The sequence below is a fragment of the Thermococcus coalescens genome (genome assembly GCF_055392585.1).
Genome location: NZ_AP043764.1, coordinates 692,576 through 709,141, shown reverse-complemented (window position 1 = coordinate 709,141; position 16,566 = coordinate 692,576). Strand labels below are relative to the sequence as shown.

The 16,566-nt window shown below is 56.0% G+C and carries 23 protein-coding genes; 11 read left to right on the top strand and 12 right to left on the bottom strand.

Annotation, left to right across the window (positions count from 1 at the left end; all coding sequences use genetic code 11):
* Positions 1–39 precede the first annotated feature (39 nt).
* The 3 genes from ACZ5M3_RS04025 to ACZ5M3_RS04015 are packed head-to-tail and all read left to right on the top strand — an operon-like array spanning position 40 to position 1,895.
* A complete protein-coding gene (locus tag ACZ5M3_RS04025; RefSeq protein WP_464840383.1) occupies positions 40–756 on the top strand; it encodes a carotenoid biosynthesis protein in 717 nt (238 codons plus the stop codon).
* On the top strand, positions 725–1,408 hold the full coding sequence (locus ACZ5M3_RS04020) for a carbon-nitrogen hydrolase family protein (protein WP_464840382.1): 684 nt from the start codon (positions 725–727) through the stop codon (positions 1,406–1,408). Before ACZ5M3_RS04025 ends, ACZ5M3_RS04020 begins: the two co-directional genes overlap by 32 nt.
* A gap of 34 nt (positions 1,409–1,442) precedes the next feature.
* Positions 1,443–1,895, top strand: coding sequence for a protein-tyrosine phosphatase family protein (locus tag ACZ5M3_RS04015; RefSeq protein ID WP_464840709.1), 453 nt, complete (start codon positions 1,443–1,445; stop codon positions 1,893–1,895).
* Here ACZ5M3_RS04015 and ACZ5M3_RS04010 read toward each other — a convergent pair.
* The 4 genes from ACZ5M3_RS04010 to ACZ5M3_RS03995 are packed head-to-tail and all read right to left on the bottom strand — an operon-like array spanning position 1,882 to position 4,049.
* Positions 1,882–2,445 (bottom strand): nitroreductase family protein, encoded by a 564-nt coding sequence (locus ACZ5M3_RS04010; RefSeq protein ID WP_464840381.1) that lies wholly within the window; start codon positions 2,443–2,445, stop codon positions 1,882–1,884. The two genes, ACZ5M3_RS04015 and ACZ5M3_RS04010, sit on opposite strands and share 14 nt — an antisense overlap.
* Positions 2,446–2,486: 41 nt before the next feature.
* Complete coding sequence (locus tag ACZ5M3_RS04005; protein ID WP_464840707.1) at positions 2,487–3,236, bottom strand: MBL fold metallo-hydrolase; 750 nt, start codon at positions 3,234–3,236, stop codon at positions 2,487–2,489.
* A gap of 56 nt (positions 3,237–3,292) precedes the next feature.
* Positions 3,293–3,661 (bottom strand): nucleotidyltransferase domain-containing protein, encoded by a 369-nt coding sequence (locus ACZ5M3_RS04000; protein WP_464840380.1) that lies wholly within the window; start codon positions 3,659–3,661, stop codon positions 3,293–3,295.
* On the bottom strand, positions 3,624–4,049 hold the full coding sequence (locus ACZ5M3_RS03995; RefSeq protein WP_464840379.1) for a HEPN domain-containing protein: 426 nt from the start codon (positions 4,047–4,049) through the stop codon (positions 3,624–3,626). Before ACZ5M3_RS03995 ends, ACZ5M3_RS04000 begins: the two co-directional genes overlap by 38 nt.
* 51 nt (positions 4,050–4,100) lie before the next feature.
* On the opposite strand from ACZ5M3_RS03995, the gene ACZ5M3_RS03990 reads away from it, so the two are divergent.
* Together ACZ5M3_RS03990 and ACZ5M3_RS03985 are read left to right on the top strand one after the other, a co-directional pair.
* Positions 4,101–4,562: a Mut7-C RNAse domain-containing protein gene (locus tag ACZ5M3_RS03990; protein WP_464840705.1), complete on the top strand. Its 462-nt coding sequence runs from the start codon at positions 4,101–4,103 to the stop codon at positions 4,560–4,562.
* Between the two features lie 32 nt (positions 4,563–4,594).
* A complete protein-coding gene (locus tag ACZ5M3_RS03985; RefSeq protein WP_464840378.1) occupies positions 4,595–5,347 on the top strand; it encodes a 6-hydroxymethylpterin diphosphokinase MptE-like protein in 753 nt (250 codons plus the stop codon).
* On the opposite strand, the gene ACZ5M3_RS03980 is transcribed toward ACZ5M3_RS03985, so the two are convergent.
* Positions 5,314–6,621: an ATP-binding protein gene (locus tag ACZ5M3_RS03980; RefSeq protein WP_464840377.1), complete on the bottom strand. Its 1,308-nt coding sequence runs from the start codon at positions 6,619–6,621 to the stop codon at positions 5,314–5,316. The genes ACZ5M3_RS03985 and ACZ5M3_RS03980 overlap by 34 nt on opposite strands.
* 102 nt (positions 6,622–6,723) lie before the next feature.
* The gene (locus ACZ5M3_RS03975) at positions 6,724–7,551 is read right to left on the bottom strand and encodes a hypothetical protein (RefSeq protein WP_464840376.1); all 828 of its coding nucleotides are present in this window, start codon (positions 7,549–7,551) and stop codon (positions 6,724–6,726) included.
* A gap of 63 nt (positions 7,552–7,614) precedes the next feature.
* On the opposite strand from ACZ5M3_RS03975, the gene ACZ5M3_RS03970 reads away from it, so the two are divergent.
* Positions 7,615–7,830: an LSm family protein gene (locus tag ACZ5M3_RS03970; RefSeq protein WP_464840375.1), complete on the top strand. Its 216-nt coding sequence runs from the start codon at positions 7,615–7,617 to the stop codon at positions 7,828–7,830.
* Between the two features lie 9 nt (positions 7,831–7,839).
* The gene (locus ACZ5M3_RS03965; protein ID WP_464840374.1) at positions 7,840–8,574 is read left to right on the top strand and encodes a molybdopterin-guanine dinucleotide biosynthesis protein MobB; all 735 of its coding nucleotides are present in this window, start codon (positions 7,840–7,842) and stop codon (positions 8,572–8,574) included.
* Positions 8,575–8,642: 68 nt separating this feature from the next.
* Here the strand turns inward: ACZ5M3_RS03965 and ACZ5M3_RS03960 are convergent, their stop codons facing one another.
* On the bottom strand, positions 8,643–9,044 hold the full coding sequence (locus ACZ5M3_RS03960) for a M67 family metallopeptidase (protein ID WP_464840373.1): 402 nt from the start codon (positions 9,042–9,044) through the stop codon (positions 8,643–8,645).
* A 64-nt stretch (positions 9,045–9,108) separates the two neighbouring features.
* On the opposite strand from ACZ5M3_RS03960, the gene ACZ5M3_RS03955 reads away from it, so the two are divergent.
* The gene (locus ACZ5M3_RS03955) at positions 9,109–9,258 is read left to right on the top strand and encodes a hypothetical protein (RefSeq protein WP_464840372.1); all 150 of its coding nucleotides are present in this window, start codon (positions 9,109–9,111) and stop codon (positions 9,256–9,258) included.
* 192 nt (positions 9,259–9,450) lie between these two features.
* Positions 9,451–9,600 carry a hypothetical protein gene (locus ACZ5M3_RS03950; protein WP_464840371.1) on the top strand — a complete coding sequence of 50 codons (150 nt, stop codon included), beginning with the start codon at positions 9,451–9,453 and terminating at the stop codon, positions 9,598–9,600.
* Between the two features lie 2 nt (positions 9,601–9,602).
* On the opposite strand, the gene ACZ5M3_RS03945 is transcribed toward ACZ5M3_RS03950, so the two are convergent.
* The 5 genes from ACZ5M3_RS03945 to ACZ5M3_RS03925 form a co-directional block, all read right to left on the bottom strand.
* Complete coding sequence (locus ACZ5M3_RS03945; protein WP_464840370.1) at positions 9,603–10,100, bottom strand: transposase; 498 nt, start codon at positions 10,098–10,100, stop codon at positions 9,603–9,605.
* A gap of 74 nt (positions 10,101–10,174) precedes the next feature.
* Complete coding sequence (locus ACZ5M3_RS03940; protein WP_464840369.1) at positions 10,175–12,562, bottom strand: CDC48 family AAA ATPase; 2,388 nt, start codon at positions 12,560–12,562, stop codon at positions 10,175–10,177.
* A gap of 95 nt (positions 12,563–12,657) precedes the next feature.
* Positions 12,658–13,143: an Hsp20/alpha crystallin family protein gene (locus ACZ5M3_RS03935; RefSeq protein ID WP_464840368.1), complete on the bottom strand. Its 486-nt coding sequence runs from the start codon at positions 13,141–13,143 to the stop codon at positions 12,658–12,660.
* A gap of 116 nt (positions 13,144–13,259) precedes the next feature.
* Positions 13,260–13,544 (bottom strand): hypothetical protein, encoded by a 285-nt coding sequence (locus ACZ5M3_RS03930; protein ID WP_464840367.1) that lies wholly within the window; start codon positions 13,542–13,544, stop codon positions 13,260–13,262.
* A 257-nt stretch (positions 13,545–13,801) separates the two neighbouring features.
* On the bottom strand, positions 13,802–14,680 hold the full coding sequence (locus tag ACZ5M3_RS03925; RefSeq protein WP_464840366.1) for an MBL fold metallo-hydrolase: 879 nt from the start codon (positions 14,678–14,680) through the stop codon (positions 13,802–13,804).
* A 63-nt stretch (positions 14,681–14,743) separates the two neighbouring features.
* On the opposite strand from ACZ5M3_RS03925, the gene ACZ5M3_RS03920 reads away from it, so the two are divergent.
* Both ACZ5M3_RS03920 and ACZ5M3_RS03915 read left to right on the top strand, forming a co-directional pair.
* Entirely contained in the window at positions 14,744–15,682 is a 939-nt protein-coding gene (locus tag ACZ5M3_RS03920; RefSeq protein WP_464840365.1) for an ABC transporter ATP-binding protein, read from the top strand.
* Entirely contained in the window at positions 15,679–16,494 is an 816-nt protein-coding gene (locus tag ACZ5M3_RS03915; RefSeq protein WP_464840364.1) for an ABC transporter permease, read from the top strand. The genes ACZ5M3_RS03920 and ACZ5M3_RS03915 overlap by 4 nt, the downstream gene beginning before the upstream one ends.
* The last annotated feature ends 72 nt before the right edge of the window (positions 16,495–16,566 follow it).

The following is a 16,566-nucleotide window of genomic DNA, read 5'->3' as shown; positions in this document are numbered from 1 at the left end:
GGGCAACAGACTTATATCCCCGAAGGAGAAACGTTTTCCATGAGCAATCGTCTAAAGGCCGCGCTCCTGTTGATCCTGCTTGCAAATATTCTGAAGAAATCCCCAGTGTACCTCCTGCTGTACTTCCTGGCGTTTGCACTTTTATCGCAGAGGGAGTGGAAGAGTCTGCCCTCTCTAGCGGGTCTGGGAATTTTCATAGGGTTTCTCGCTGAACTCGTTGGAACGCATCTCTGTCTCCCCTTCGGCTGCTACGAGTACGTGAACCTTCAGCCACAGCTCTTCGGCGTCGCTCTCTTCGTACCGGTGGCCTGGGCGGTGTTTGGTTCCATTGCCTATCTGGCGGCGAGCTTCCTGTTTTCGAGGAGAACCATCAGGATTCTCTTTGCTTCGGCCCTGATGGTGATCTTTGACCTCTCTATAGACCCCATAATGACCTCCTGGGACGCCTGGGTTTGGATAAGGACGACGTCCCTTAACTGGTTTGGCATCCCCTGGACAAACTACCTCGGCTGGTTTCTCGTCTCGCTCATAATATTCTACCTCTACGAACGGCTTTCGGACCCTTCAATATGTTCGTGCCTCAAGCGCTTCGGACCGGGTATATACCTTCTTGAAACACTCACCTTTGCCCTGTATGCTCCAGAGGACGTAAAAATACCCACGCTAATTGCTTTTGTGCTGTCATTCATTCTGCTGGTTCCATTAACGGTAAGGAGGCTCAAGAATGAGGGTAGCCTTGGTTCCAATGAGAGTTGAGGCTGGAAACTTCGAGGCCAACTGGGCCGAGTTCAGACGGAGGTTCGAGGAAGCGATGAAACATAACCCCGACTTCGTTGTATTCCCCGAGTACTGCCTCACAGGCTTCGAGGAGTGGGACTTCAGTGGGGCGGAGCTTTACGATGAGATAGTTGCGCGGGTAAGCTCACTCGCAAGAGAAGCAGGCGTTTACGTTGTCTTCGGCCTCATTGAACACTACAAGAACTGCGTTTACAACTCCGCCCTCCTGATTGGTCGGAACGGCGAGGTTCTCCTCAAACACCGCAAGTTCCAGGAGCCCATGAAGTTCTGCACCGGCAACACCGTAAAGACCGCAAAAACCGAGTTCGGCAAAGTCGCGATAATCATCTGCGGCGACCTCTACAACAAGCGCATTCTGAAGTGGGTGAGGCGGAAGAGACCGGACTATATTTTCATGCCGATGGACCGCTCCCCGTGGGGCGAGTTTAACCTGGAAGAGGAAGTGGAGGATATGGGCCGACGCGTTTCACTTCTCGGTGTCAGGACCTTCATCGTGAACAGCTTTGGTCACTGGGACAGCTTCGGCGGCGCGTGGGTCTTTGATGGGGATGGAACGCTCCTGGCCTCGACTGAGGGTGAGAAAACTCTTATCTGGGAGGAGCAACTTTAAATCCCCCTGACATTAAGGGCCTTGGGGGATGGGAATGTGGCGCCCGGCCAGATTCGTTGACGGTAACGTTGCCTTCTCGCGGATGCCAACGCGGAGGGAAATGGACGAAGTTGCCAAAACATTCGATGCGGTTGTGGTGCTCGTTGAGGAGTTTGAACTTCCCTACGAACTGGATGAATGGCTGAAACGGGGTGTTGATGTTCTCCACAGTCCCGTCCGGGATTTCTCTGCCCCAGCTCTGAACCAGCTCCTCGAAATCCTCCGGTGGATCGAGGTGAGGGTTGGGGAGGACAAAAAGGTTCTGATCCACTGCATGGGCGGCCTCGGGAGGAGCGGGACGGTGGCGGTTGCATGGGTGATGTACTCGGAAGGCGTCCCCCTGAGGGATGCCCTCCTGAAGGTTCGGCGGCTGAGACCCGGTGCTGTTGAGGTTGAGGAGCAGATGGGGGTTCTAAAGGAACTGGAAAGGCTCCTCAGAAGCCGTTGAAGCTCACCACCTCTTCGAGCTTCCTCCTCTCATACTTTGGCTTTGGATCGGCGGGATAACCAACGGGCAGAATCGTCTGGAGCTTGTAGTCCGCTGGTGCGTTTAACAGCTCCTCTATCGGTTTCGGGTTCGGAGGGGTGTACGTCACGGTTCCGAGGCCGAGCTCTTCGAGCGCAAGGAGGAGGTAGCCGACCGCTATCCACGTCGATTGAAGCCAGTAAGGGGCTTTGGTGTGCCCGAAGACAAGGAGTAGGTAGGGGGCCTCGCTGAGGAAGGGCTTCTCGGGCTTGAAGCCCTTGGCGTTCAGCCATGCCATCAGGTCGCCCTTTGTCTTTGAGTAGAACTTCTCCTCCTCCCTCTCGCAGAGCTCCCTTATCCTGTCCTTCAGCCAGTCGTCATCGATGACTACGAACTTCCAGGGCTGGGCGTTCATACCGCTCGGTGCTTCCTTTGCCGCCATGATGGCCTTCATTAAATCTTCCTTTGGCGGCCTCTCCGGGAGGAACCGCCTTACGGTCTTTCTCCTTTTCGCCAGCTCAAGAACACGCATGGCATCACCGGTTTCTTTTGGGCGGGAACGGATAAAAACGTTTAGACGTAGAACACCATACTATCGTAGGCGACGAGAACCCTCGTCCCCCACCTCCCCCTCACGTACTCCGTCAGCTCAAGGAACGGCAGGTTCTTGTGCGAGATGTGGCTTAAGACCGTCCTCTCGGCGAGCCTGAGCCCAATCTCCGCCGCCTCGTCCACGTTGTTGTGGTATGGATCATCTGTCCCCGGCGGGTAGGTCGCATCCACTATCGCCAGCCTCAGCGGTGCTTTTCCCTCCAGAAAACTCAGTGTCTCCTCCGGGAGGCCTTTCGTGTCGTAGAGCAAAGCCACGCTCTTCCCGTCCTCCTCTATGAGGTATCCGAGGGTCTCCACCTGATGGTTGAGACGGAACGCGGTGATTTTAAGCGTGTCCAGCTCGACCGAATCCCCCGGTTTTATCGTTCCCGGCTGGAGGTTCTTGGGCTCGGTGAGGATTAGCGCATCGGCGTGCCCCTCCGGCGCGTAGAGCGGAGTTTCTAGGGCCATCCATCTGAGCTTGTAGAGGCCGTAGATGTGGTCGTGGTGCCAGTGGGTCAGAAAGATGGCCTCCAGCGGGACGTTGAGGAAGTCCCTTATGTCCGTGCCAACGTCGAAGAGAACCGCCTTCCGGTTATCGGTTATTATTGCGAGCGTTGAGGGCAGTCTCTGGGCAAAGCCGAGCTTTCTCGCCTCGCTGCATGTAGGGCAGGTGCAGAGGTGTGCCGGAATACCCTCGCTGCCGCCGGTGCCTATGAAGTAGACGAGCATCTCCACCACCTGTTTTATGACTGTAAAATAGTTTCCCTTATAAGGATTGCCGGCCCTTACTCGACCCTGACTGGCTTCACCTTGAGAAGTTGAACATAGCGCCCGAAGCCCTTCTCGTCGACTATATGGAACTCAAAGGGGTGGTAGTGCGGAAGTCCCGCTAACTCTTCGATTTTGACCTCAAGCTCGGCCCTCTCGCGGAGGCTTTTTGGGGCATTTCTAACCTTTATGAGGATATCAACGTCGCTCCCGGCGGTGAACTTTCCGGTTAAGACGCTCCCGAAGATGTAGAGCTCGCACTCACCAAAAACCTCCTCGCAGGCGCGCTTTATAGCAGGGAGGTATTTCCTGTAGTTCTTTATCATCAGGTAGCGTTTTCTGCTCTCTTTAATCATCCTGGATATCAGCGCCTCTCTCGAATTCACCCGCGATGCCCTCCATGAAGCCCATAACTCTGGTAACGAACTCCATAAGCTCCTCGGCGTCTTCCCGGTAATAGGCCCTAGCCTCGTATCTTGTTCCGATATACGCGTCTTCGAGCTCCCGCAGGAGCTTTCTATTGGTTCTTATGAACTCCTCAATTCCCTCTTCCCTTTCAAAGACCTGCCCAAGACGATACAAAAGTTCCCTCAGTGAGTGGCTCCTTATTCTCAGGTCGGCATACTTGACGAGGAGCGCTTTGAGGTAAAGCTGAAGTGCCTGCTCCGCGAGGAATATTGCGGCGTCGTATTTTCCCATCTCAAACGCCGAGTTTGCCAGTTCCATATAGTCCTGCGAGCGCCTCAGTAGCGTCTCCACCTCTTCGTAGTGCATTCCACCACCGGAAACACTTTAACCCAATCGGATTAATACCTTTCGATGATCATGCGCTTTATAGCCGACATGATGCTCGGCCGGCTCGCGAGGTGGCTCCGACTCTACGGCTACGACACCCTGTACGGGACGGAGGATGACGATGAGATACTCCGGACTGCCCTGAAGGAGAACAGGGTAATTCTGACCCGTGACTCCGGGCTGGCTGGGAGGGCCAGAAAGCTCGGCATCGATGTCATCCTGCTGAGCTCAAACTCCCTTGAGGGACAGATCGGGGAGCTCAAGAAGCGTGGCCTTGAGTTTGAGGAACTGTTTCCTGCCCATGCCCGATGTCCGAAGTGCAACGGCCCCATCCGGCCGATCCCCAAGGACGACCTCAGGGGGAGGGTTCCCGAGAGCGTCTATCAGAAATACGATGAGTTCTACGTCTGCGAAAACTGCGGTCAAGTCTACTGGCCGGGGAGACAGTGGAGGGAGATGCTGAGGATAGGTGAAAAGCTGAGAAGAGTTTAAAAGGTGTCCACCCACCATTGGCTGGTGTTGAGATGGAGTGGGAGGAGTGGAAGCCGTTCTATCTGAGGATCGTCCGTGAGATGGGCTACTCCATTGAGGAAGACCGCAGGGCAGCCGAGCTGTTGAGGGCACTGCTCCTTGAGGGTGACGAATACATCCTGAAGGACGAGCTGGCCGCGGTTGTGGAAAGGAGGGCCTACGTTTTTGGCTGCGGTCCAAGTCTGGAAAGGGCGCTTGGGGAGTACGACTTCTCCGATGGGACATTGATAGCGGCCGATGGGGCGACCTCTGCACTCCTCGATGCGGGCCTTCTTCCCGACATAATAGTCACCGACCTCGATGGCAGGATCCCGGATCTAAAGCTGGCCAACGATCGAGGTTCCTTCATGGCCGTCCACGCCCACGGGGACAACGTGGAGAAGATGGCCGTTTACGTCCCGATGTTTTCGAGGATTCTCGGGACATGTCAGACTGAGCCTCTGGACATAGTCTACAACTTCGGGGGCTTTACCGACGGCGACAGGGCGGCTTTTCTGGCAGAGGAGATGGGGGCGAGAGAAATCGTCTTGGTTGGCTTTGACTTCGGTCAGGTCGTGGGCAGGTGGAGCAAGCCCGGGTTGGGGGAGCACTCCCCGGTCTGGGAGAGCAAGAGGAAGAAGTTCAGATTCGCGGTGGAGCTGTTGGAATGGCTGGAAAAGAATGGAAGGGCGAGGATTGATTATCTGACCCTCGATAATGAGGCAGTCCTCAGTCAGAACCCGGCCACAAAGACCTTCCAGGGGTAAAACGCCACCCTCTCGCTTATCTCGTATCTCTCCCCCAGCACGATTCCCCTCTCTGCCCCTAAGCGTTCCATGCTCCTCTCTACCTGGCTCTTCCGAACCTTGCCGAGACCGACCTCGACGACAACCCTTTCCCCGTTAAGCTCAAAGACGAAGTCCGCTCCGCCCCTGCCGGGCTCGTAGCACAGCCGGCCGTTTCCCGATTTTGAGAGGAGGAAGAGGTAGAACGCCACGGCGTCTTCGAGCAGAGAAGCGAAGACCTCCTTTCTGTTGAGGTTGAAGCCCGAGCTGAAGAGCAGGGCCGACTTGATCGGAACTGCGAGGAACTTGATTTTGGGGCTTTTTCGGATGGCCTTCGCGGGAGAACCGCAGGGTGGAATCCTCTGCACGAGGCCGGCCTTCTCCAAAGCATCGACCAGCTTCATAACGGTCCCCTTGGCCAGCCCGAGGGTTTTTGACAGCCTCTCGTAGCTGAAGCGCTCGCCTTTTGGGGTCGCGAGAAGGTGGAGCAGGTCGAAGGCCCGGTCGAGCGTTTCGGCGTCGAACTCGTGAACCTCCCGCAGGTCGCGGTAGACAACGCGGTCGAGCATCGCCGTCAATCGTTCGTAAACTTCCCATTCTTCCATTTCGAGGGCGAGCGGCATCGCACCGGCCCTGACGTACATCTCGACGTCCTCCATCACAGGGGGCATCGAGATTTCTTCCCCTCTCATGATTCTCCCCATGAGTTCCGGCAGTTCCCTACCCGTTTTGAGGTGGTGGTACTCCCGGAAGGTCATCGGGAAGAGCTCCCTGTGAAGGGCCCTCCTCGCAAGATCCGGGCTTTCCCTGAGCTTTATCGCTGAAGAGCCTGTTGCTATTATGAAGAACCTCCGTTCGTCGTGGAGGAGCTTGATCTTCAAGTCCCAATCCTTCTCGTACTGAACCTCGTCGAGGAGGAGTACCGCCTTCTCGGGCCTTACCAGTCGCTTGTACGCCTCAACCACCTCCAGCAGCTCTAGGCCAAGGGCCCTCAGCCGGTCGAGGGAGAGGTAGAGAACCCCGTTGGGGCCAACCTCTTTCAGGACTTCAAAGTATATCTGGGCGAGCAGGGTCGTTTTTCCAACTCCCCTTATTCCGAGCAGAAGGACTGTGTCGGAATTTCCACCTTCCAAGTACATCTCAGCCTTCGAGGACAGCCAGCTGTAGAGGTGTCTCTTCTGGGGCTTGTTGTAAGGGGCGAGCAGGGTGGGGGTGCTCGTTAGGTGCTCCACAATTAGGTCATCTGGTTGAACCATACAACCACCGATTTGGTCATTATGTTGAACTAACTTATAAACGTTTGTTCCCGCGAGGTGGGTGATTATCGAGAATCCAAAATAGGGGATGAGAAGGGTTGATTAGACCATATCTCTGAGCTTCTTGACCTTCCCGGCTTTAATCTCGACGTAGCCGGCCCTCTTGAGGAAGCGCAGGACTTCTTCAACGGCCTTCTGGGAGTAGTTGATCACGAGGGTTCCCTTTTCTGTGGGTATCGATATCGGCGCCACCCTGACGAATCCCTTAACCAGCTCCCCCTCTGGGATCTTGTCACTGCCGAGGGCTTTGAGTATCTCCCCCGCCAGTATCGAGCGGCCTATCAGTGCAAAGTACACCCTCAGCAGGTAGTCCTCCGGGAAGTAGCGCGCCGCTATCTTTCCGAGGACGTTTATCTTGGCTATGTCCAGCTCCAGTATCTCGAACTCGTACTCCATGGTGAGATCCGTGAAGGCAAACTGCTTGGCGGTTCTCTCCGCGCTCTCCGGGCTGTGGACGAGGTTGAAGGGGAATTTGAACTCAAAATGGAGCTTTGTAACATCCACACCTTCCTTCAGCCTTATAATTCCGTCGCTGTACTCAACCGCTCCGTTCCTGGTCAGCTGGTCGAGGAGCTCTGCAACCCACGGTCCCTCCTGAATCAGGGTCTCGAACCTCTCACCGACCTTGATGTGCTCCAGGATGTGGTTAAGGCTCTCCCTGAACGAGAGGAATCCCTCCTTGAGGGCCTCCCTGTCGGCGCCCTCTATCACATCTATCTGCGCGCTTATCTCCTCAAGCGTTCCCTCAAGCAGGTAGCCCACAAAGGCCTCGTAGCCGAGTCTCTCATGAAGCTCGAACTTGATACCTTCCTTTCTCAGGTCTTCGAGAAACGACTTTCTTACCGCCTCGTTCTTCGTAACGAACCTCATTCTATCACCGGAACCGGAAACGGTTAAAAGCCTTATAGGTTTTTGGTTTCTGGGGGTGAGAGGATGGGTGAGAAGCAGTACCTGCTGGACAGAACCCTTGAGGCGTGGAAAGGTAAAAGGGTGGCTCTGGCGGTTAGCAACGAGCACTCATTTACCGGAATCCTTGAAGACTTCGACGAGGAGGTCATAGTCCTGAAGGATGTCTCTGACATAGCCGGAAACAAGGCAAAGGCGCTGATAGTCAAGATAGAGGATATGAACTGGATAATGCTTCTGTGAGGGGTGGCTATGAAGGCGGTTGCCTTTGTGGGCTTCAAGAGGAGCGGGAAAACGACGGCCGTTGAGGCGGTTGCACGAGTGCTGAAGGAGCGTGGCTACCGCGTTGCCATAGCGAAGAGCATGCACTCGGATTTTGACCGGGAGGGGAGCGACACCTGGAGGTTCTCGCGGATTGCGGACACCGTTGTGGTTCGCGCCCGCGACACCGATGCGCTCCTCTTCAAAGCCAAGGACATCAACGCCCTCTTCTCCATGGTCAGCGCTGACTTCCTCCTGCTTGAGGGATTCAAGTCCATTAAGCACGTCCCCAAGGTCATATGCGCGAGGGACGAAGCGGACGTTAGGGAACTCAATGATGGCCTTGCTACGGCCGTGAGTGGGGTTATAGCTGGAGAAGGCGTTGAGGAGATAGACGGGTTGCCCGTTATAGATGCGACTAAGGAGCCGGAGAAGCTCGCAGATATCGTGGAGAGAAGAGCATTCATGCTGCCCAACATTGACTGCGGCATGTGCGGATTCAAGTGCGCCGAGATGGCGGAAATGATAGTGAGCGGCGAGAAAACGCTCGGGGACTGCGTCGTCCTCAGTTCAAAGCCGAAAGTCACGGTAAAGATAGACGGACAGGTTCTCCCGATGAAAGACTGGGTGCAGGAGCTGGTTGAGAAGACGATAAGGGGCATGCTGTCGAGCATGAAGGGCTACCGCGAGGGGAGGAGGATAGAGATAATCATCAGAAACGAATAAGGGGAAGCGTCCTTGAATTTTCCCCGCTCATTCTTGATGTCCCTGTTCTTTATCCAAAAATTCCCGCGCTACTTTGGGTGTACAATCTCGACTTCGTCTATTCTCTTCTCCTTCAGAACCCAGGCTCTTGCATCTCCCTCCGGGCTGACGATGAGCCACACCACCGGCCAGAGCTTCATTCCCGCAAGGTCCCTCCCGCTCGGCCTCGGGGGACAGTTGAGGTGGGAGTGAAATATCCCAACGACCTCCAGTCCCCTTCCTTCAGCCTCGTCTATGGCCCTTACCATCTCGACCGGCTCCATCTCAAAAGCCGTTGGAGAGTTCAGCCCGTTGGGAACGAGGCGGACCTCTTCCACGATGAAGCGGTCGCCCTCCCGCCTTCCGAAGAGGAAGCCGCAGACCTCAGCGGCGCTCCTTTCTGCCATTTTGATAATTGAATTTAAATCGTCTTGTCGGATTATCAGCTCCATGATTAAAACTCCCCCGTTAGACTTATAAAGCTTGGAGATGTGACAACGCTCTGCCGGTGGTATTATGAAATGGGCCCTCACGTTGCATGGTGGAGAGCACCACGGGACGACCATCATCTTTGAGACCGAAACCGCGGACGAGGCAAGGCGTTTCGCGAAGCAGGAGCTCAGGCGGAAGGACGCGAGGGTCTACGAACTCGAAAAGCTTGAGTGATTCTCCGCTCCCTTTCTTCCCTCTACCGCCCGCACTGCCGATGCCCACCTATGTCTCCCTGCATTTTCATGTCCGCTAATGAGCTTTTTTGTGCGCTTATTTGTGGTCATTGGTGTGCTTTTAAGACCACCAATGTTTTTAAAACGATGCACCACATGAATCACTCGCAGTGATATATTTGGGGGTGTTAAAATGCTCGTGAGGATAGTGTACTATTTCGACCACACTCTCCCGGAGGAGCGCATTGTGGTGACCAACGACGTGAAAAAAGCCGAGGAAATAGCCCGGGAAGAGATGAAAAAGCTTGGCGCTAGGGAGTATGAGGTTGAGTGGGTGGCCTGAGGTCAGTATTTCCCAATCTCGGGAGCCCCTCCGGTCTGCTCAAGCCCATAGATTATCAGGACAAGGCCAATCCACGTCGCTATGAAGTACGCGGTTATCGTGGCAAAGTGGAGGGGTATGGCAACGAGGAGCATTAGCCCACCGGTCTTCAGCATCTCGGCACCGGTGTTGCCGGACATCCGGGAGAGTGCCCCATAGAGGAAGTAGAGGCTCAGGAACTGAAGCGCCAGAAAGACCACGTGGACGGTGTTTATTACCGCGGGACTCGCCCCCGCGGGGGTTATTCCGAGGAGTTTGCTCCATCCGGAGATTCCGAGAACTATCTTCGCCCCGTAGAGGGGGAGCGAGGCAATGAAAACAATGAGCGACCTTTTGAGAGCATCCCTGTACTCCGTGAGCTCTCTCATGAGAAGCCAGAGGCCGATGAGGGTCAGCGGATAGATGTACATCATCAGAACCAGCGTCAGTGCAAAAAGAACCTCAAGCCTTCTAACGTTCATGGAACCACCTTAGAAGAGTTGGCTTCAAAAGTTAAAAGGTTGGGGGTTCATTCCCCCGTTTGGGAGGGTGGACATCAGCCGCGGGACTGTTTGAACTGCTCCTGTATCTTTCTGTAGTACTCCATGGTCTCCTCGCTCACGCTGGGGCCTATCTTCTTCATGGCCTCCTCGAAGTCCTTCATCGTCACCTTGACCTCCTGTCTTATCTCGTCGGCCTTCATGCCAGGCCTTATTATGCCCTCCTGCAATGCCCTGCGCATGGCGAGCATCGCCGCCTCCCTGACCACCGCCTCGATGTCCGCTCCGGTGTAGCCCTCTGTCCTCTTCGCCAGCTCCTCCAGCTTGACGTCCTCCGCGAGCGGCACGTTCCTGGTGTGGACTTTGAATATCTCCAGTCTGGCCTTCTCGTCCGGTGCCGGAACGAGTATCAGCCTGTCGAACCTGCCCGGCCTGAGGAGGGCTGGGTCTATGATGTCCGGCCTGTTGGTGGCTCCGATAACGACCACGCCGCTGTTCTCCTGGATCCCGTCCATCTCTGTCAGAAGCTGGTTGATGAGCCTGTCGGTGACGCGGTTGACGTCGGTTCCCCTTCTTGGAGCGATTGCGTCTATCTCGTCGATGAATATCACTGTCGGAGCCGCCTGCCTTGCCTTCCTGAATATCTCCCTGATGTTCTTCTCGCTCTCACCGACCCACTTGCTGAGTACCTCCGGCCCCTTGATGGCTATGAAGTTGGCCTCGCTCTCGTTGGCAACGGCCTTCGCGAGCAGTGTCTTACCGGTTCCCGGCGGGCCGTAGAGCAGGATCCCCTTTGGCGGCGTTATGCCGAGCCCCATGAAGGCCTCCGGGTACTTGAGCGGCCACTCGACGGCCTCGCGGAGCTCCTCCTTTACATCCTCAAGGCCACCTATGTCGTCCCAGCGGACGTTTGGCACTTCAAGCAGGACTTCCCTGAGGGCGCTCGGCTCGACCATCTTGAGCGCCTCGTAGAAGTCCCTCCTGGTAACCCTGAGCTCCTCCAGGACCTCCTTGGGTATGTGCTCGGCCTCGAAGTCTATCTTGCCCTCCTTGATGAGCCTCCTCAGGGCGGCCATCGCCGCCTCTCTCGCCAGCGCGGCAAGGTCTGCACCAACGAAGCCGTGCGTGACCTCGGCCAGCTCCTCCAGCAGGGCATCGATGAGCCTGGCCTTGACCTCGTCGTAGAGCCTCTCGTCTATGCCCCTGAGTATCTCCGGAATCTCCTCGTCCCTTGCGTTCTTGACCTTCAGCAGGGCCCTCTCGGCGCTCTCGCGGTAGGTGTCGTTTCTCTCAAGCTCCTCAAGTATCTCGATGACCCTGCCCTTTCTGAACTCCGGATCGATCGGCATTCCCCTTGTGTGTATCTGGAGTATCTCCTTCCTGCCCTGCTTATCAGGAACGCCGACCTCAAGCTCGCGGTCGAACCTTCCGGGCCTCCTGAGGGCCGGGTCGATGGCGTCCGGCCTGTTGGTCGCACCTATGACTATGACCTTTCCGCGGCTCTTGAGACCGTCCATCAGCGTGAGCAGCTGTGAAACGACCCTTTTCTCGACCTCGCCGTGGGTCTCCTCCCTCTTTGGCGCGATGGCGTCAATCTCGTCTATGAAGATTATCGCCGGAGCGTTCTCTTCAGCCTCCTTGAAGACCTCCCTAAGCCTCTCCTCGCTCTCACCGTAGTACTTGCTCATTATCTCGGGGCCGTTGATGGCTATGAAGTGTGCGTTCGCCTCATTGGCAACGGCCTTGGCGAGGAGCGTCTTACCCGTTCCCGGCGGGCCGTAGAGGAGGACACCCTTCGGCGGCTCGATGCCGAGCTTCTCGAATATCTCCGGGTGCTTGAGCGGGAGCTCTATCATCTCCCTGACCTTCTGGATGACGTCCTTGAGGCCGCCAATGTCCTCGTAGGTGACGCCGAGTGCTGCCGTCTTGCTGACCTCCTTAACGGGCTTTTCACTGACCTGGAACTCGGTGAACTCGGTTATCTGGACTATGCCGGCGGGAGTCGTCGCGGTGACGACGAAGGTCAGCTCCTGCCCGAGGATGCCGACCTTGATGTAGTCGCCCCTGACGACGGGCCTTCCGACGAGCCTGCTGTGGAACCACTCAACGAAGTCGTGGCCGAAGCGAATGGGCTCGGTTGGGGCCACGATGACCTTCTTCGCCTCCTTGACCTCGGCCTTTCTCACCGTGACCTCATCACCGAGGCCGACGCCGGCGTTCTTCCTTATGGTTCCGTCCATTCTGATGATGCTCAGTCCCTCGTCCTCCGGATATGCCGGCCAGACGACTGCGGCAGTGTTCTTGGTTCCGATTATCTCGATTATGTCACCGCTCTGGACGCCTATCTCGCGCATGGCTTTGCGGTCTATCCTGACTATTCCCCTGCCAACGTCACGCTGGTAAGCGGAAGCAACCTTAAGCTTGACCTCCCTCTTCTCAGTCATGCAAACCACCTCCTTTCTTTATGACCGATGATCGTTAATCCTCTGATTTAAGCCGAAACCCCAAAATCGGGAAAATCGAAAGGGTTTCCACTAATTCACTCGATCTTCACCTCGAAGCCCTCACCCTCGCCCCTGCTCGGCTTCTTCTTGGGTATCTCTATCTCAAGGACGCCGTTGTTGTAGCGCGCCTTGGTCTTCTCCGGAACGACCTCCTCGGGCAGTCTGATGACCCTCCTGTAGCCGCTGTAGTAGCGCTCGATCCTTATGGCCCCCTCTGTTTCAAGCTCCTTCTCGCGCCTCACCTGGGCTTCGAGGTAGACTGTGTCCTCCGTAACGCGGAGCTTGATGTCCTCCTTCCTGACTCCCGGAAGCTCAACGGTGATGACGAACCTGTCTCCGCGGTCGAAGATGTCAACGAAGGGCTCGCGCCAGGTCTCGCTGACGAACTCGTAGCGCTCTGGCTCCCTGGTGCTCCAGAGCCTTGGCCCGCGCATGATGTCCCTGAAGATGGCGTCGATCTCCTCCTGGATCTCCCTCATCAGGTCGAAGGGGTCCCAGTAGCGGTCCCTCCTCCAGACCATGCTCTCACCCCCTCAACCTTTTGGTTACCAGTAGTAACTAAAAGCTCAAGGTTTATAAAGTTTTTCGTCTTTTAATGTGCATCGGTGACTAAAATCTGAAAAGAACAGGGGAAAGATCAAAGGTTGCTCAGCATGCGGACGAGTGGGTAGTAGACATCATCGAAGCTCTCGTTTCCTCTGAGTGGGTAAACGAACCTGACCTCCTTCCCTTCTACCTTGACCTCCATCTCTCTGGGCTCGTTTACCAAGGTGAGCTCCGTGACTTCAAGCATGTCACTGACTATACGGCCCCTTCCGAGAAGAGAACCCCTGCTGATGCCGTTATTCAATATGGCCTCAAGCCTGGGCCTCAATCCGGTAACCCACTTTGGACGAAGCCTTCGTCTGGTTACAGCCTCCATGGATTCACCCCCTTAGGGTAATGGGAGAAGAAGGAAAGGGGCGCTTGGCTACCACCCCCTGTGGCTTATTGGCACGATAGACCTATTTTTCGGGGCGGATTCAGGGCACTGCCGCGTCCTGCTACCCCCCACTCACCGTGGGTTTCATTAGATCCCTACGACTTTGAAAAATATTAGCTTTTCGGCCAATTTTTTGGAAGATTTGTCTGTTTATGTGCATTTCAATGGAAGAGCTTTGAGTTTTTGCTCCGGTAGAATTAGGTTTTTGTCATCATGTCCACGGGATCCAGGACGGAGTTCTGCGACACGGGGCGGGCGTCGTAGCCGAGTCCCCGGAGAATCCTTGCGAACTCCCCGGCGAAGCCGTAGACCGTAAAGATTTTCTCCGGGTTCACCCTCTCCACGATCCTCATCAGCTCCCAGAAGTCGGCGTGGTTGCTGAGCTTCAGCCTTCCGAAGCCGGAAACGGTAAGCTCCCAGGGCGAAAGGGCGTTCTCAACCCGGGGCGAGCGGTAGGAACGCAGGACAACCTCTCCATCAACAGATACGTTGCCGAACGAGAGGCCGAACTTCGAATAAACGCGCGCCACCTTGAGCATCTCCCGAGAGGCCCTTACCGTGTAGCCGTGAAGGTCGAGTATCTTCATGACCTCCTGTGCCTTCCCGGTCTGGTTGACGTAGAGAACGGGGTTTTTGCCCCTATCAAGGGCCTCCTCGACGAAGGCTATCAGCTTCTTCTCTGCCTCCCTTGGGGCAGGGAACGTGAAGTGAGGAACACCGAAGGTGGCCTCGATTACCAGAAAGTCCGCCCTCGGGAAGCGGCTCTTTTCTGCCGTTCTTAGCTTGAACCACTTGGTGTCGCCGGTGTAGAAGAGCGTCCCGTTTTCGAGCCACAGCTTTATCCCGGCCGAGCCGAGCATGTGGCCTGCTGGATAGAGCCTCGCCCTGAAGTCGCCCAGGTAGAAGGTCTTTCCAAACTCAATTTCTCGGTAAAAACCGCCCTTCCTGAGGTGGCTGAGGAACTTGGTCGCCCTGGTGGAGTAGATAACCTCACCGCTGACGAAGTGGTCGGTGTGGGCGTGGCTCTGGAAGGCGAAGCGGGCGGAGCTGTCGAGGCCGACGTTACCTATTATCATTACTTGAAATAAGCCCCCGAAACCCTTATTTAGCTTCGTTTCGATATTCTTCTGGGTGTTGAGATGTCCACTTACATCATCGAGACTGAGAAGCTCACCAAGTTCTTCGGCAGGATGAACGTTGTGTATCACCTCAACCTGAAGGTCCCCAAAGGTGCAGTCTACGGCTTTCTCGGCCCCAACGGCGCCGGAAAGACGACCACTATAAAGATGCTTACCTGGGCGCTGAAGCCGACCTACGGCGAGATAAGGATTTTTGGCATGGATATGCCGCGTGAGAGGGTTGAAATAATGCGGAAGGTCGGCTACATGCCCGAGAAGCCCCTTGCTTATGATGACATGACGATCTTCGAGTTCCTGACGTACATGGGCCGTCTCCTAGGACTCCCCAAGGAGGAGGCAATAAAGCAGGCGAGGGAGCTGATGGCCTACACCGGAGTTGGAAAGCTGGCCTTCAACAGGATAAGGGAGCTCTCAAGCGGCCAGAGACAGAGGGTTACCTTTGCCATGGCCCTTCTCGGGAACCCCGAACTGCTGATCCTCGACGAGCCCACGATCAACCTTGATCCCCTCGGGAGAATGGAGTTTATCGGTAAGGTTCTGGAGCTGGCCAAGGCTGGAAAGACCATCTTCATAAGCTCCCACATAGTCAGCGAAATCGAGAGGATGTGCAACCACGTCGGCCTCATCAAGGACGGCCAGCTCATCGAACAGGGACGCGTTAGGGATCTGGTAAACGTTGAGGGGACAGATTACGAGGTTGTTGTCTCGGACAACGGGAAGCTCCTTGAGTTCCTGAAGGATAAGGTCTACGTAAGGGAAGCCTGGGAAGAGGAGGGAATTCTCAGGGTGAAGCTCGACGAGAGGTTCGCGGAGCGGTTCTTCTTTGAGCTGCCGGCCTTTCTGGCCAAAGAGGGACTCGCCCTCAAGCTCTTCAAGTTCCACACGAGCCCGCTGGAGAGGATCCTGATGAAGCGCTTCAACGTGGGGTGGAAGGAATGAGCGGTGAAGGCATGAAGCCCTTCCGGAGCCCCCTATGGGTGGTCTTTGAGAGCGAGTTCAGGCGGCTGGTCCGCTCAAGTAAGCTTAAGGTTCTCTTCCTCATCACGTTCTTCCCCGCGTTCCTCTACCTCCTCAGCCCGAACGCGTCGGGAACCGGCGTTGATGCCATGCTCAAGTCGTTTCAGGCCCTCATGCTCGACCTAATCCCGAACTACTGGCTCGGCATAATCGGCCAGCTCATCGCGATAATCCTCATGAGCGACCTCCTCGCGGGCGAGATAGACAGGGGGACGATAAGGCTGCTGCTTGCGAGGCCCGCGAGGCTCAGCGAGGTCGTCGCGGCCAAGTTCCTCGCCGGACTCGGTGCCCTTGCGGTTCTCTTCGGAGTCCCTTACGCCGTTATCTGGCTCTACAACCCAATCGTTTATGATTCCGGTGCCGACGGCCTCTGGAAAGGCCTCCCCAATTTTCTCCTTGCACTTGGGGCGACGCTCCTCGTCCTGGCCGCCCTCGGCGCCCTGGCGATGCTGGTTTCAGTCATAATAACTCGCCCGCTCTACGCCTCGCTGGCCACCTTCGGGGTTGTGTTCCTCCTCCAGTTCCTCCTGCCCCAGATTCCTTACATCAAAAACCCGGAGCGCTACACCCTCGGCTATCGGGCGGTGGTTCTGCTTAAAGCCGGGTTCGATAAGGTTGACCTCAGCGCCTTCCCTGGGAATCCTTCCCACACGGCCGTCTTTTTCGGTGCGGTTGGGGCTCTCTTCTTGGTCGCTGCCTGGGCAGTTCTGGTAAATCGCGACTTCCCCGAGTGATGGATAATTTATCCAACGTCAAGCCCTACCTTTAGTTATGTAAAAGCTTTTTATAGGCCGCCGCCCAAATAG

What these genes read in the sequence shown, in the direction of transcription:
- ACZ5M3_RS04025 (WP_464840383.1), top strand. Translation starts at nt 40, where the DNA reads ATGAGCAATCGTCTAAAGGCCGCGCTCCTGTTGATCCTGCTTGCAAAT.
- ACZ5M3_RS04020 (WP_464840382.1), top strand. Translation starts at nt 725, where the DNA reads ATGAGGGTAGCCTTGGTTCCAATGAGAGTTGAGGCTGGAAACTTCGAG.
- ACZ5M3_RS04015 (WP_464840709.1), top strand. Translation starts at nt 1,443, where the DNA reads ATGTGGCGCCCGGCCAGATTCGTTGACGGTAACGTTGCCTTCTCGCGG.
- ACZ5M3_RS04010 (WP_464840381.1), bottom strand. Translation starts at nt 2,445, where the DNA reads ATGCGTGTTCTTGAGCTGGCGAAAAGGAGAAAGACCGTAAGGCGGTTC.
- ACZ5M3_RS04005 (WP_464840707.1), bottom strand. Translation starts at nt 3,236, where the DNA reads ATGCTCGTCTACTTCATAGGCACCGGCGGCAGCGAGGGTATTCCGGCA.
- ACZ5M3_RS03995 (WP_464840379.1), bottom strand. Translation starts at nt 4,049, where the DNA reads ATGCACTACGAAGAGGTGGAGACGCTACTGAGGCGCTCGCAGGACTAT.
- ACZ5M3_RS03990 (WP_464840705.1), top strand. Translation starts at nt 4,101, where the DNA reads ATGCGCTTTATAGCCGACATGATGCTCGGCCGGCTCGCGAGGTGGCTC.
- ACZ5M3_RS03985 (WP_464840378.1), top strand. Translation starts at nt 4,595, where the DNA reads ATGGAGTGGGAGGAGTGGAAGCCGTTCTATCTGAGGATCGTCCGTGAG.
- ACZ5M3_RS03980 (WP_464840377.1), bottom strand. Translation starts at nt 6,621, where the DNA reads ATGGTTCAACCAGATGACCTAATTGTGGAGCACCTAACGAGCACCCCC.
- ACZ5M3_RS03975 (WP_464840376.1), bottom strand. Translation starts at nt 7,551, where the DNA reads ATGAGGTTCGTTACGAAGAACGAGGCGGTAAGAAAGTCGTTTCTCGAA.
- ACZ5M3_RS03970 (WP_464840375.1), top strand. Translation starts at nt 7,615, where the DNA reads ATGGGTGAGAAGCAGTACCTGCTGGACAGAACCCTTGAGGCGTGGAAA.
- ACZ5M3_RS03965 (WP_464840374.1), top strand. Translation starts at nt 7,840, where the DNA reads ATGAAGGCGGTTGCCTTTGTGGGCTTCAAGAGGAGCGGGAAAACGACG.
- ACZ5M3_RS03960 (WP_464840373.1), bottom strand. Translation starts at nt 9,044, where the DNA reads ATGGAGCTGATAATCCGACAAGACGATTTAAATTCAATTATCAAAATG.
- ACZ5M3_RS03955 (WP_464840372.1), top strand. Translation starts at nt 9,109, where the DNA reads ATGAAATGGGCCCTCACGTTGCATGGTGGAGAGCACCACGGGACGACC.
- ACZ5M3_RS03950 (WP_464840371.1), top strand. Translation starts at nt 9,451, where the DNA reads ATGCTCGTGAGGATAGTGTACTATTTCGACCACACTCTCCCGGAGGAG.
- ACZ5M3_RS03945 (WP_464840370.1), bottom strand. Translation starts at nt 10,100, where the DNA reads ATGAACGTTAGAAGGCTTGAGGTTCTTTTTGCACTGACGCTGGTTCTG.
- ACZ5M3_RS03940 (WP_464840369.1), bottom strand. Translation starts at nt 12,562, where the DNA reads ATGACTGAGAAGAGGGAGGTCAAGCTTAAGGTTGCTTCCGCTTACCAG.
- ACZ5M3_RS03935 (WP_464840368.1), bottom strand. Translation starts at nt 13,143, where the DNA reads ATGGTCTGGAGGAGGGACCGCTACTGGGACCCCTTCGACCTGATGAGG.
- ACZ5M3_RS03930 (WP_464840367.1), bottom strand. Translation starts at nt 13,544, where the DNA reads ATGGAGGCTGTAACCAGACGAAGGCTTCGTCCAAAGTGGGTTACCGGA.
- ACZ5M3_RS03925 (WP_464840366.1), bottom strand. Translation starts at nt 14,680, where the DNA reads ATGATAATAGGTAACGTCGGCCTCGACAGCTCCGCCCGCTTCGCCTTC.
- ACZ5M3_RS03920 (WP_464840365.1), top strand. Translation starts at nt 14,744, where the DNA reads ATGTCCACTTACATCATCGAGACTGAGAAGCTCACCAAGTTCTTCGGC.
- ACZ5M3_RS03915 (WP_464840364.1), top strand. Translation starts at nt 15,679, where the DNA reads ATGAGCGGTGAAGGCATGAAGCCCTTCCGGAGCCCCCTATGGGTGGTC.